The following is a 13,803-nucleotide window of genomic DNA, read 5'->3' on the forward strand; positions in this document are numbered from 1 at the left end:
GTGGTGCGCCGCATCGTCATGACCTTTCGTCAGGCCGGCGTGTTCCCCATAGTCGTCGTGAGTGAGGGAGGGGACAAGGAGCTGCGACGGCAGCTCGCGGGGCTTGGCGTCATCTTCCTGCGCATCGGGGCCGACGCAGATCTGTTCGGCTTCGCTAAGGCGGGGCTCTCGTTCCTTGCGGGCAAGTGCGAGAAGGCGGTCTTCTCTCCCGTCAACGTCCCGGCCTTTACCTCGGCAACGCTCGGAGCCCTCATGCGTACGCCCGCGGCCGTTGCCTGTCCCTCCCTTGAGGGCAGGAGCGGCCATCCCGTGGTGATCGCCCGCGAGGCAATGGACGAGGTCCTCTCCTACCACGGACCCGATGGCCTGCGTGGAGCCCTTGCGACCTTGGGGGATCGGCGGGCATGGGTGTCTGTGGGCGACAGGGGCGTGGTGACGAGCGTGCGAGACGAGCAGGACCTGCTCAGCCTGGTTCCCCAGCACAACTGCGCCCTCATACACCCCGCCATCCACCTGGAGCTCGAGGGGGAGACCCCCTTCCTGGACGACCGTTGCAAGCTCCTGCTGTATCTCATTGACGGCACCCATAACATTCGCGTCTGCTGCGAGCTGACCGCCACCTCGTATTCGAAGGCATGGGGCATGATCAACCACCTGGAAGACGTCCTGGGGTATGCGGTGGTCGAGCGCCACCACGGCGGAAGGGACGGGGGAGGAACCCTTCTCACCGAGAGGGGCCGGCAGCTGCTGGGCGCCTACCTGGAGCTTGAGTGCGCCGTGCGCGAGCGTGCGCAGGCGGAGTTCGACCGTCTCTTCGTGCGCACGGGACTGCTGTAGGGGGAGCGCCACCCCGAATTGGCCTTCTGCGTCTCGAAGCCATTTCGTCGACGGGTTTCTCGGCTCAAGGCCAGCTCCGGAGTCACTTTCGTGACTCGAAGTCAGTTCGCCAAGAGGAGGCTGACTTTGAGATCGAGGGGGCATGCGACGGCCATCGGAGTGGGTGGCACGTCGGGCAGTGCGGCGTGCCCCTTGCGGCATGGTCGGCGACGTCGTGCGGGACACCGTTCTCCTTGTCAAAACACAACGACGCTCAAAGGCACAAACAAGCCGTTCATCGACCGAAAAGCGTGCGAAAAGGGACTCATTGCGAACCCCCTTGCCCCCTGCGCCAAAGGGTCTATATTTATATGCACCAAACAAAAAGTTTGGTATGCGTACATAATGTAAGTCCTGCGGTACGGAGTCCAGGAGGGGACGCAGCATGGAGCCAAAGATCAAGTGGGTTGCCAACAAGATGCCCAAGAGCGAGGACGTGAACCTTCCCGTCATGTCGCTTGACAACGTCGCGAAGGCGCGCGCGTTCCACAAGAGCTTCCCCCAGTACTCGGTCACCCCGCTCGCCGACCTCGAGGGCATGGCGGAGCGCCTGGGCCTGGGCGGCCTCTTCGTCAAGGACGAGAGCTACCGCTTCGGGCTCAACGCCTTCAAGGTGCTGGGCGGCTCCTTTGCCATGGCCCGCTACATCGCGGACGAGACGGGCCGCGACGTCTCCGAGTGCGACTTCGCCTACCTGACCTCCGACCAGCTGCAGAAGGACTTCGGCCAGGCAACCTTCTTTACCGCCACCGACGGCAACCATGGCCGCGGCGTCGCCTGGGCCGCCAACAAGCTCGGCCAGAGGTCCGTCGTGCACATGCCCAAGGGCTCCACCAAGACGCGCTTCGACAACATCGCCAAGGAGGGCGCCAAGGTCACCATCGAGGAGCTCAACTACGACGACTGCGTGCGCCTGGCCGCCAAGGAGGCGGAGGAGACCGAGCATGGCGTCATCGTGCAGGACACCGCCTGGGATGGCTACGAGAAGATCCCGTCCTGGATCATGCAGGGCTACGGCACCATGGCCGCCGAGGCGGCCGAGCAGCTCCGCCAGCTCGAGGTCAACCGACCCACCCACGTCTTCGTCCAGGCGGGCGTCGGATCCCTCGCCAGCGCCATGGTGGGCTACTTCGCCAACCTCTTCCCCAGCTGCCCGCCCAAGTTCGTGATCATGGAGGCTGGCGCCGCCGACTGCCTGTACCAGGGTGCCCTCGCCGGTGACGGCGGCCCCCGCATCGTGGGCGGCGACCTTCAGACCATCATGGCCGGCCTCGCCTGCGGCGAGCCCAACACGATCGGCTGGGACATCCTGCGCAACCATGCGGACGCCTTCCTCTCCTGCCCCGACTGGGTCGCGGCGAAGGGCATGCGCATGCTGGCGGCTCCCGCCAAGGGAGACCCCTCCGTCACCTCCGGCGAGTCCGGTGCCGTGGGCATGGGCGTCATCTCGACCATCATGAGCGACCCCGACTACGCCGAGCTGCGTGACGCCCTGGAGCTTGGACGCGACTCCAAGGTCCTGCTCTTCTCGACCGAGGGCGACACCGACCCCGTCCGCTACCGCGAGGTCGTCTGGGGCGGCGCGTACGCCACCGAGTAGGGTTCCGAGGGTCCTCTCCCCCCCTGCGAGCCAGGGGAGAGGGCCAAGAAGAGGCGGCTCGCGACGGATACCGGCACTGTAGGCTTTGACTTGGGAGGCAAGAACATGAAGGAGCTCGACTACGACAAGATCAAGGAAGTCGCGGAGTCCCACAGGGAGGACATGACCCGCTTCCTGCGCGCGATGATCTCTCATCCCAGCGAGAGCTGCGAGGAGAAGGAGGTCGTGGCCTGCATCAAGGAGGAGATGGAGCGTCTGGGCTTCGACGAGGTCAAGGTCGACGGCCTGGGCAACGTCATGGGCTTCATGGGAGAGGGCGACAAGATCCTCTGCATGGACGGCCACATCGACACGGTGGGCATCGGCAACCGCGACAACTGGGAGGCGGACCCCTACGAGGGCTATGAGACCGAGGAGCTCATCTACGGCCGCGGCGGCTCCGACCAGGAGGGCGGCGTCTGCTCCGCCGTCTATGCCGCCAAGATGATGAAGGACCTTGACCTCATCCCCGAGGGCTACAAGATCATGGTCGTCGGCACGGTCCAGGAGGAGGACTGCGACGGCATGTGCTGGCAGTACATCTACAACAAGGACGGCATCAAGCCCGAGTTCGTCATATCCACCGAGCCCACCGACGGCGGCATCTACCGCGGCCATCGCGGTCGCATGGAGATCAGGGTTGACGTGCGCGGCGTCTCCTGTCACGGCTCGGCTCCCGACCGCGGCGACAACGCCATCTACAAGATGGCCGACATCATCGCCGACGTCCGGGCCCTCAACAACAACGGATGCGACGAGTCCACGGACATCAAGGGCCTCGTCAAGATGCTCGACCCCGCGTACAACCCCGACCACTTCGAGGACGCCCGCTTCCTGGGTCGCGGCACCTGCACCGTCTCGCAGATCTTCTTCACGAGCCCCAGCCGCTGCGCCGTGGCCGACTCCTGCGCCATCTCCATCGACCGCCGCATGACGGCGGGCGAGACCTGGGAGTCCTGCCTTGAGGAGGTCCGCAGCCTTCCTGCCGTCAAGAAGTACGGCGACGACGTGAAGGTCTCCATGTACATGTACGACCGCCCCTCCTGGACCGGTGAGGTATACCAGACGGAGTGCTACTTCCCCACCTGGATCAACAAGGAGTCCGCGCCGCACGTCAAGGCCCTCGTCGAGGCCCACAAGGCCCTCTTCGGCGACGAGCGCATCGGCTGCGAGCCCTCGATGGACAAGCGTCACCGTCCCCTGGTCGACAAGTGGACCTTCTCGACCAACTGCGTCTCCATCCAGGGTCGCTACGGCATCCCCTGCGTCGGCTTCGGTCCTGGCGCCGAGTCTCAGGCGCACGCCCCCAACGAGATCACCTACAAGCAGGACCTCGTGACCTGCGCGGCGCTCTACACCGCGGCGCTCAACCTCTATGACGGCTCCGCCGCCTCAAGCGACGCGACCGAGTTTCGCGCAGGGCTCACCACCAACGACATCAAGTAGACCAGGCTTTGCGGGCGCCCGTCGCCGACGGCGGGCGCCCTGACGCTGACGACCCATCAACGGGAGGGGAACCACATGGACCGCACGTTTGACACCTACCTCGAGGAGCTTGGCAAGCTCGACTTCTCCGACATGTTCAACAACGACTTCCTGCACACCTGGGACAAGACCGCCGACGAGCTCAGGGCCCTGTACCTTGTCGCGGACGCCCTGCGCAACCTGCGCGAGCGCAACATCTCCACGCGCATCTTCGACTCCGGCCTCGCGGTCTCCAACTTCCGCGACAACTCCACGCGCACGCGCTTCTCGTTTGCCTCGGGCACCAACCTGCTCGGCCTGCAGCAGCAGGACCTCGACGAGAGCAAGTCCCAGGTGGCCCATGGCGAGACCGTGCGCGAGACCGCGACGATGATCAGCTTCATGGCCGACGTCATCGGCATCCGTGACGACAAGTTCATCGGCGAGGGCGACGCGTACATGAGGGAGGTCGCCGCGTCCGTCGAGAAGTCCTGGCGCGACGGCATCCTGGACCACCGCCCCACGCTCGTCTCGCTGCAGTCCGACTCGGACCATCCCACGCAGTCCTCGGCCGACCTTCTCTACCTCATCAACGAGTTTGGCGGACTTGACGAGCTCAGGGGCAAGAAGGTTGCCGTCACCTGGGCCTACTCGCCCTCGTACGGCAAGCCTCTCAGCTGCCCGCAGTCGCTCATCATGCTGCTCACGCGCTTTGGCATGAACGTGTCTTTGGCCCACCCCGAGGGCTACGACCTCATGCCCGAGCTCGTGGAGCGTGCGGGCGCCTACGCGGCCGAGTCGGGCGCGACGTTCACGAAGGGCACCGACATGGCCGCCGCCTTCGAGGGCGCCGACATCGTCATCCCCAAGAGCTGGGCGCCCTATGCCGCCATGGAGAAGCGCACCAAGCTGTACGCCGCAGGCGACGCCAAGGGCATCGACGAGCTCGAGCAGCAGCTGCTGGCCCAGAACGCGACGCACCAGGACTGGTGCTGCACTCGCGAGCTCATGGAAAAGACCGCCAACGGCCAGGACACCATCTACATGCACCCGCTGCCCGCCGACATCAACGGCGTCTCCTGCGAGCACGGCGAGGTCGAGAGCGAGGTCTTTGACGCCCATCGCGAGGGCCTGTACAAGGAGGCCAGCTACAAGCCGTACGCCGTGGCCGCCATGATCTTCCTGCAGAAGGTCAAGGATCCCAAGGCCATGCTCAAGGCCCTCGAGGAGCGCGGGGTCGCCCGCTGGGTGAGCGAGTAGGAGCGAGGCGAGCATGTCTGACACGATCGTCGTCGCCCTGGGCGGCAACGCCCTGGGCAAGGACCTTCCCGGGCAGATGGCGGCCGTTCGCCGCACCGCCAGGTCCATCGCGGACTTGGCGGAGGCGGGCAACGACGTCGTGGTCGTGCACGGCAACGGCCCTCAGGTGGGCATGATCCAGGAGGCCATGACGCAGCTCACGAGGTCTGACCCCGCGCGCTACGCCCCTTGTCCCCTCTCCGTCTGCGTCGCCATGAGCCAGGGCTACATTGGCTACGACCTGCAGAACGCCATTCGCGAGGAGCTTGCGAACCGCGGCGTCCGACGCGGCGTCACGACGGTGCTCACGCAGGTCGAGGTTGACCGGAATGACGAGGCCTTTGGGCGTCCCACCAAGCCTATCGGCGCGTTCATGTCAAAGGACGAGGCGGACGCTCTGGTGAGGGACCGCGGATATCACGTGGTCGAGGACGCGGGCCGCGGCTGGCGGCAGGTCGTCGCCTCGCCGTCGCCCGTCTCCATCGTCGAGCTTGACACGATTCGCTCTCTCGTCGCCGCGCGGCACGTGGTCATCGCCTGCGGCGGGGGTGGCGTGCCCGTCTGTCGCGCCGAGGGAAACCATCTCAAGGGCGTCCCGGCGGTCATCGACAAGGACTTCGCCGCGGCGCGCCTTGCGGAACAGCTTGACGCGCGCGAGCTCATCATCCTTACGGCGGTCGAGAAGGTCGCCGTCCACTTTGGCAGGCCAGACGAGCGCTGGCTGGACGACCTGGGACCCGAGGAGGCGCAGGGCTACATCGCCTCGGGCGAGTTTGCGCCCGGCTCCATGCTTCCCAAGGTCCAGGCCGCGCTGCAGTTTGCCTGCTCGGGCGTCGGGAAAAGCTCGCTCATCACCGAGCTCGACCGGGCGGCCGAGGGAATCGCCGGCAAGACGGGAACAAGGATTCATAGCTAGTCACAGCGTCGCCGCGGGCCGGGCCCAGGCTCCAGGGACCGACCCGCGGCCCGATGACGGGAGGCGATGCCCATGGGTCCAGGCACGGTGACGTACCTCGCCGACGAGGGGGGCGGGCGCATATTTGGCCCCGGCCCCTATCGCCTGCTCAAGAAGGTTGACGAGTGCGGGAGCCTCTCGGCTGCGGCGCGCTCCATGGACATGAGCTACTCGAAGGCCCTCCGCATCCTCAAGAGGGCGGAGGAGGGGCTGGGCGAGCGGCTCGTCGAGCGGCGCATCGGCGGCGAGAGCGGAGGTAGCTCGTCCCTCTCCGCAGCCGGGCGGCTGCTGATGCGCCGCTTCGAGCTGTGGAACGAGGCCTGCTCGGCTGCCGCGCGCACGTCATTTGCGAGCGCCTTCGCCGGGACCCAGCAGGTGGCGCGCCTGGGCTGCGTGGTCATGGCGTCGGGCCTGGCCCGACGCTTTGGCAGGCAGAAGCTCATGGAGCCCCTTGACGGAACGCCCGTGCTGGCGCGGGTGCTCGACGCGCTGGGGGACCCTCGCGTGGAGACGGTGGTGACGACCCGCGACCCCCGAGTGCGCGCCCTCTGCGAGGGTCGGGGCGTACGTTGCGTCCTGCACGACGGCGAGCGGAGGAGCGACTCGGTGCGCGAGGGCCTGCGAGCCTTAGGAGAGCGCGCCGGTTACCTCTTTGTCTCGGGCGACCAGCCCCTCGTCTCGGCGACGAGCGTCTCGGCCGTCGTTGACGAGCACGTCCGCCATCCGAGCGCCATCGTGAGACTGGCGTGGAAGGACGAGCCGGGCGCCCCCGTGCTGTTTCCCGGCGTCTTCAGGGAGGCGCTGCTTGGGCTTGAGGGCAGCCAGGGCGGCCTTGCGATCTTGAGGAGAAGCCCGGACCTTGCCGCGACGGTGCGCCTGGTCCAGGCGTCGTCGCCGGGCGAGTTGATGGACGTTGACACGCAGGACGACCTTGCGCGGGTGAGGGAGGCTCTTGACGCCGCCCAGCGCGCGCAGGACCCTGCGACAGGAGGGGAGTGAGGCTCATGGCAACAAGGGACGTGATACGCGGGGGATCCCTGGTGCTTCCCGAGGGGCTGGTCCAGGGTGACCTCGTGATGGAGGGCTCGACCATCTCGGCCGTGGTGCCGGGCGGCGTCGGTGACGACGTCCTGGAGGGCGCGCGGTGCCATGACGCGAGCGGCTGCCACGTCTTTCCGGGGTTCATAGATGCCCACACCCACCTGCAGTGCTGGACGGGCATGGACTGGACGGCTGACAGCTTTGAGACGGGCACGCGCGCCGCGGCGTGCGGCGGAACCACGACGGTCGTTGACTATGCGACCCAGGACAAGGGCATGACCATGCCGCAGGCGCTCCAGGAGTGGCAGCGCCGCGCCGAAGGGTGCTGCGCGACGGACTACGCCTTCCACATGGCCATCGCCGACTGGAACGACCGGACCAGGCGTGACCTCCCGTCCCTGCGCGAGGCGGGGGTGTGCTCGTTCAAGACCTATTTTGCCTATGACCACCTGCGTCTGGACGACGCGCAGACGCTCGAGGTGCTAGAGGGCCTCGCGCCCCTGGGGGCCACGCTCTGCGTCCACTGCGAAAACGGCACGCTGGTCAACGCCCTGCAGGAGCGCGTCGTCGCCTCGGGCGTCACCGGGCCCGAGGGGCATCCCCTGAGCAGGCCCGACGTCTGCGAGGCGGAGGCCGTCGCGCGGCTCCTCATGATCGCGCACTTGGCGGGAGACGCCCGGGTGAACGTCGTGCACCTTTCCACAAGGCTGGGGCTTGAGGTCATCCGCGCCGCCAAGGCGCGCGGGCAGAGGAACGTCTTCGTGGAGACCTGCCCCCAGTACCTGCTGCTGGACGAGACCCGCTACCTGGAGCCCCACTTCGGCGGCGCCAAGTACGTCATGAGCCCCCCGCTGAGGAGCGCGTCCGACCGTGCCGCGCTTCGCGAGGCGGTGGCTGCGGGCGAGATTGACACCATATCCACGGACCACTGCTCCTTCAACCTCATGGGACAGAAGGACCGCGGTCGCAAGGACTTCCGCAAGATCCCCAACGGCGGCCCCGGCATAGAGCACCGGCCGGCGCTCGTCATGACCGCTTTCGCGGACGTGCTTGGCCCCCGCGAGCTCTGCCGGCTCCTTTCCGAGAACCAGGCGCGCGTGTTTGGCATGTACCCGCGCAAGGGCGTCTTGGCCGTGGGTTCCGACGCGGACGTCTGCGTGTGGGACCCTGCGCGGCGCTGGACGATCAGCGCGCACGACCAGCACCAGAACGTTGACTACACGCCGTATGAGGGCATGGGCTGTAGGGGTCGCGCCCGCCTGGTGTTCGTCGGCGGCACGCTCGTCGCGCGCGACGGCGAGCCCACGGGCGCCACGCCGGGAAGGTACGTGAGAAGGTAGCCCGCACGAAGGCGGCGCCCATCGCGCGCGGGCGCCACGACAGAGGGCACGGGCGCCACGACAGAGGGCACGACCCCCAGCGATGGGGAGACATAGCAGCATGAGGGAAGGCCGCCGTCGCGGCCGCGCACAGAAAGGAAGCAAGCATGCCTATCTTCGCAATCAAGACCGACAAGGCGCCTGCGGCCCTCGGGCCCTACTCCGCCGGCACCGTCGCCACGGGCCAGACGATGCACGTGTCGGGCCAGCTCGGCATCGACCCCGCCACGGGCGATCTGGCGGGCGAGGGCGTCGAGGAGCAGACGCGCCAGAGCCTCGCGAACGTCAAGGCCATCCTCGAGGCGGCGGGCGCGAGCATGGCTGACGTCGCCGAGACCGAGGTCCTTCTTGCCGACATCGCCGACTTTGCGGCCATGAACAAGGTGTACGGGGAGTTCTTCGCCGAACCCTACCCCGCGCGCGCTGCCTTCCAGGTTGCCGCCCTTCCCAAGCCGGGCGCCAAGGTCGAGATCAAGGCCATCGCGCATCGCTAGGACATCCGGCGGGACGTCGTCGCAGCCAAGACGGCCTGCGGCTGCCGTGCGCCTAACACGAAGTCCCGCCCCTTTGGGGCGGGACTTCGCCGTAGCCGCCGCATGGCGGCTAAACTCGACCGACACCTTAATAATTTATTAAAGTGACTGCTCGTGCGTCTCAGATGCGCTACCGTCATTCTGGTATGTGCCGGGTCCCCAATGAGGGCCTGACGGTTGAGCGAGATGCCATCCGCGCGGAGAGGGGATAGCGCCATGCAAGCCGAGGAGCCCAAATTGTTGAGGAAGGCGTCGAGAGGCCTTCTTAGTGCGCTTCGCACGAGGGTGGGAATGTCCTTTGCGGCCGCCCTTCTCGTGGCGGCAGGTGCGACGCTTCCCGCCCTGGCGGCACCGACGGAGGCTCCGGGACAGTCGGAAACGTCTGCGGCTGCGGACGGCGCCCTCCCCTCGAGCGGCCCTGACGTCGTGGACGAAGCCGCGCCTTTGGAGGCTTCCGCCCCCTCTGTGCCCGCCCCGGCGGCAGCGCGCTCAGCGCAGGTTTCCGTCTCTCTTGATGCCCGCTGGAGCAACGCCGTCGATGCCAGCGTCAAGGATTACCACTACAACGGCAGCGACCTGAGCCATATCTATCTGACTCCCCAGGACAACGCCCAAAAGACGGTGGGGCTCGCCCTGAGCGCCCATGTAGTCAGCGACACCGTGTCCGTCTGGAAGCCTGGCACCATCAGGATCACGCTGCCCTCCCGGCTCTTCTCGTCCTGGGCGGGGGACGCAAACGTCAATGCCAGGCAGAACACGAGCATTCAATACGATGACCAGTTGAGCTGGAGTTTCGCGCAGGCTCCCGCCCAACCCGCCGGCTCCCAGTACAACTACACGGACAACGGCGACGGAACGATAACCCTGACGAACTTTGCCGACGTGGCGGGAAGCAACACTCTGGACTTTGGGCTTTCATACACCTACCGCCCGAGCTTCGTGAAGGTCGGCCCTGACGGCACCATCACCAACCAGCAGTACCAGGTCACCTATCAGCTCGACAGCGACGGCGACGGAACGTTTGACGCGAGCGAGACCACGACGAGGGCGCTTTTGGTCGATCTTACGACCAGCCTCAGGCGGGGAAGGCTGGAATACGAGATCTCAAGCCTCAACAAAGCGGACGGCGACGCCTTTCTCGCGTGGCAGCCGAGCTGGGGGGCGAGGCCGGCCGACGCAAGCGACTACTTCTATGTCGTGTGGCACGCCCAGTATCAGCCCGGACGCGGCACGTCCATCGGCACGTACGCCACCTTCAAGGACACGGGGTCCCAGGGCGAGTTCGTAGGCATGTACAGCTGGGCGTGGCGCGGCTCCGGCGAGCAGGGAATAAAGGCATACCCGGGCATCGGCGGGGGCAAAAACGGCGCCTACGTCAATGTCGACAACGACTGGACCGTGGCGGCTGTCGTCGGCGAGCAGCGGGCCACAGAGAGCAGCCTTGAGGTCAGGGATGATGTTTACCCCACGCCCCGGCACGTCTTCGTCCTCAAGCGATACCCGCGCTCGATGCTCGAGGAGGCCATGAAGAACGGCACGGATGTGACCGTGAGCGACAGCTTCTCGGTGGACGAGAAGGCCTACGACGGCCAGTCGTACGCCCTTGCGGCAGACGCGCAGAAGACGCTCCACTTTTCCAAGGGCGAGGGAAGCTTTGGCCTTTACAACAGGAATTCGGCCCTGATGAACTATGAGTCCGGAAGGACCTTCCTGCTTGACGGCAACCCCGTGAGGCTCCAGAGTCCTGCCTGGGGCGGGCCTTCCGCGCCCAGCTTCCATCTTGAGAGCGCCTTGGCCACGGCTCCCGCCGCCCTATGGAACGAAGAGAGCGGCAGCTTTGATGTCGCGCCGTGGCAGCTTAGATATGAGCAGGGGGCGCCGTACTATTCACAGGACGTCGCCAGCGGCACGAGCACCGCCTCCCAATGGGAGAAGCTCTCTGCCCTTGATGACGCAGACTATTTCTACCGCGGCTTCTCAGTGAGCTTTGCCGCCCATGGGGCTCTCAACACCCCCATCGGCGCGATGGCCGACCCTGCGGAGGACACCGCCCCCTTGAGCGTGTCCGTCTACATTCGCAAGGCCGGCAGCACGGAGTGGACTCAGTTTGCCACCGTCACCAAGACGAACAAAACGTATGCTGCCGTAGACATGTCGGGGACGCCGCTTGCCACGTACGAGGACGGCGGTGACGCAGACACACCCGGGCGCGGCATCACGCTCTACCAGCTCCCCGCCGACGTGGCCGGCATTCGCTACGAGGCATCTGGCCTGAGTTCGTACGCCATGGACCTGAGCGATAAGACCTCAATGATGCTGAGGCCCACCGCACACCTCAAGGGATTGCTCCAGGCTGCAAAGGATGCGGGAAGCGCGAGCTATGTGACTCAGATTGCGACCCAGAGCATCAACGGCACCCAGACGGGCATCTCGACGGGGCAGAATCTGGGCACCGCCACCTATCGCCTTTCCGACCTGCGCCTCTCCTCGCACATCTGGAAGACTGCGTCGGCACCTAAGGACGTCGAGGACTATCCCGAGGGCGAGTACGAGGAGAGCAAAATCTGGGTGTCGGCGTCCAACTCCATTTCGAGTCACGAGCAGCCGGACGTGACGGGAGACCCCCAGAAGGACAACGAGCTGTTCAGAAGGTACGTCTTTGCGAAGGGGGAGTTTGTCGACCTTCTGCCCGCCGGCACCACCGTTGACCCCAAGAGCGTCGCCGTGAACCTCAACGGCACGTATCACTGGTACACGAGCAGCGACCCAAAGGCCAAATTACCCAAGGTCACCGACGTGCGCGTCTCGTTTGAGCCCAACTACCAGGAATCAGGCATGACGCTCATGCGCGTGTCCTACGCGATGCCGCAGGAGGCCCTTGATAGCATTCACCGCGCGGACACCTATACCATCTCCTTGACCTACAAGCTGCGAAACAGCTACACCAACATCAAGGACAGGGGCCTCACTCTGGTGAACTCGGCGGGCTTCATCAACAGGAACCCAAACGCCTCCACGAACTTTGCTCCTGGGGATAGCATCAAGACGCCTGACAACCTGAGCTTTGGCAAGTTCTTCTCTCAAATAGAGAAACAGGACCCTGACACCACGATGTATGCGCAGACGACGGTGAACTACAGGCCGGTGGACATTCACTCCTCGGGTCTGTACCTTCAGGTGGCGAGCGACGAGGAAGGAACATACGCGTCACAGGCAAGCATCCTTGGTGGCAGGGGTTACAGCTACCGCATGAGCTATGAGCTCGAGAAGAAGACCCGCGCGGACAGGGTGGTCCTTTGCGACGTGTTCGAGAGAGGCAACTCGGACGCCGACTCCATGTGGCAGGGTAGCTTCAAGCGTCTGGACGTGAGCGCCCTCGAGGCGAAGCCGCAGTACGGGGACCCCAGTGACACCCTCAAGCCGGTCGTGTACTACTCGACGAAGCTCACAAGCGACAAGGACCTGCCATCAGAGGGGCCGGACCTCTCGGACGCGTCAGTCTGGAGCACGGAGCTTCCCAAGGACAAGGACGGCAACGACGACCCATCCCAGGTCACCGCAATCGCCATCGACTGCACGAAGACTGACAAGGGCAATGATTTCATCCTGGACCAGGGTTTGTCCCTGAGCGCCTTTGCCTACTTTGACGGCCCGACCGACAAATCGCTCGCCGGCACGTCAGCGGTCAATCGCCTGAACATGTACGCTCGCACCTTCATGGGGACATCTGCCCCACCGGAGGCGCGCGTCAAGCTCGAACAGGCGTCTGCCAGCGTCACGGTAAGCTTCGACACGATTGACGTGACGGCGAAGAAGACCTGGAATGACAAGCTTGACCCGCAGAAGGCAAGCGAGGTGTCCCTTCAGCTCATGAGGAAGACCGCGACCGAGCAGGATTTCAGCGCCGTGGGAGAGCCCGTCACCACGCAAGGGCTCTCGTACACGTGGAGGGACCAGGACGAGAAGGACCCCCAGGGCAACCCCTACCAGTACAAGGTCAGCGAACTCAACGTCCCTGAACAGTACGAGGTCACCTATGACGACGGGATTGCGCGGGGCAACGCGTACGCATTTGGCATAACGAACACGCTGCGCACCGTCGACGTCTCGGCGGCGAAGTCCTGGTCGGGCGGCGCCGACGCCGACCACGGGGAGGTGCGGCTCCAGCTCCTGAGGTCAGTTGGCGGCGAAGCTCCCGAGGCGGTTGGCAAGCCGGTGGAGACCGAGGGTCTCTCCGTCGTGTGGGAGGGCGTGCCCGAGCTAGACCAGCAGGGCCGCGCGTACGTCTACTCCGTGGCCGAGCTCTCAACGTCGGGCGAGCCCCTTGCCGCGGGGGACATGCGCGGCGACTACCGCGTGTCCTACGGCGTCGCGGATGACGGCACTCTTACGGTGAAAAACGAGTTCGTTGCCCCGCCCACGCCCGAGCCTCCGGCGCCCGAGCCGACGTCCAAGGCGGATGTCGTCCTGCCCCGTACGGGCGACGAGGGGCCGATTGCCCTTCTTGCCCTTGCGGCTGCCGGCGTCTCGCTTGGGCTTGTGGGCCTCCTGGCGAGCAAGAGCAGCGAGAGCTAGCCGTTGCGTGCCGACAGGTCGTTGACGTCGGCGACGCGCAAC

The 13,803-nt window shown here is 65.7% G+C and carries 9 protein-coding genes; all 9 read left to right on the plus strand.

What is annotated here, in order from left to right:
• A partial coding sequence (locus HMPREF2826_RS03590) for an NTP transferase domain-containing protein (RefSeq protein ID WP_070639284.1) occupies positions 1-837 on the plus strand: 837 nt, incomplete at its 5' end.
• A gap of 424 nt (positions 838-1,261) precedes the next feature.
• Positions 1,262-2,476 carry a diaminopropionate ammonia-lyase gene (gene dpaL / locus HMPREF2826_RS03595; RefSeq protein ID WP_070639286.1) on the plus strand — a complete coding sequence of 405 codons (1,215 nt, stop codon included), beginning with the start codon at positions 1,262-1,264 and terminating at the stop codon, positions 2,474-2,476.
• A 105-nt stretch (positions 2,477-2,581) separates the two neighbouring features.
• The gene (locus HMPREF2826_RS03600; protein WP_070639288.1) at positions 2,582-3,961 is read left to right on the plus strand and encodes a YgeY family selenium metabolism-linked hydrolase; all 1,380 of its coding nucleotides are present in this window, start codon (positions 2,582-2,584) and stop codon (positions 3,959-3,961) included.
• 75 nt (positions 3,962-4,036) lie between these two features.
• A complete protein-coding gene (gene ygeW / locus HMPREF2826_RS03605; protein ID WP_070639290.1) occupies positions 4,037-5,239 on the plus strand; it encodes a knotted carbamoyltransferase YgeW in 1,203 nt (400 codons plus the stop codon).
• Positions 5,240-5,252: 13 nt separating this feature from the next.
• Positions 5,253-6,194, plus strand: coding sequence for a carbamate kinase (gene arcC, locus HMPREF2826_RS03610; RefSeq protein ID WP_070639292.1), 942 nt, complete (start codon positions 5,253-5,255; stop codon positions 6,192-6,194).
• A gap of 72 nt (positions 6,195-6,266) precedes the next feature.
• A complete protein-coding gene (locus HMPREF2826_RS09075; RefSeq protein ID WP_168163974.1) occupies positions 6,267-7,232 on the plus strand; it encodes an NTP transferase domain-containing protein in 966 nt (321 codons plus the stop codon).
• Positions 7,233-7,237: 5 nt separating this feature from the next.
• Positions 7,238-8,614, plus strand: coding sequence for a dihydropyrimidinase (gene hydA, locus HMPREF2826_RS03620; RefSeq protein ID WP_070641084.1), 1,377 nt, complete (start codon positions 7,238-7,240; stop codon positions 8,612-8,614).
• Between the two features lie 146 nt (positions 8,615-8,760).
• Entirely contained in the window at positions 8,761-9,147 is a 387-nt protein-coding gene (locus tag HMPREF2826_RS03625; RefSeq protein WP_058270620.1) for a Rid family detoxifying hydrolase, read from the plus strand.
• A gap of 255 nt (positions 9,148-9,402) precedes the next feature.
• Positions 9,403-13,761 (plus strand): Cna B-type domain-containing protein, encoded by a 4,359-nt coding sequence (locus HMPREF2826_RS03630; RefSeq protein ID WP_168163975.1) that lies wholly within the window; start codon positions 9,403-9,405, stop codon positions 13,759-13,761.
• Positions 13,762-13,803: the final 42 nt, after the last annotated feature.

The sequence above is a fragment of the Olsenella sp. HMSC062G07 genome, from assembly GCF_001811895.1.
Classification (GTDB): domain Bacteria; phylum Actinomycetota; class Coriobacteriia; order Coriobacteriales; family Atopobiaceae; genus Olsenella_F; species Olsenella_F massiliensis.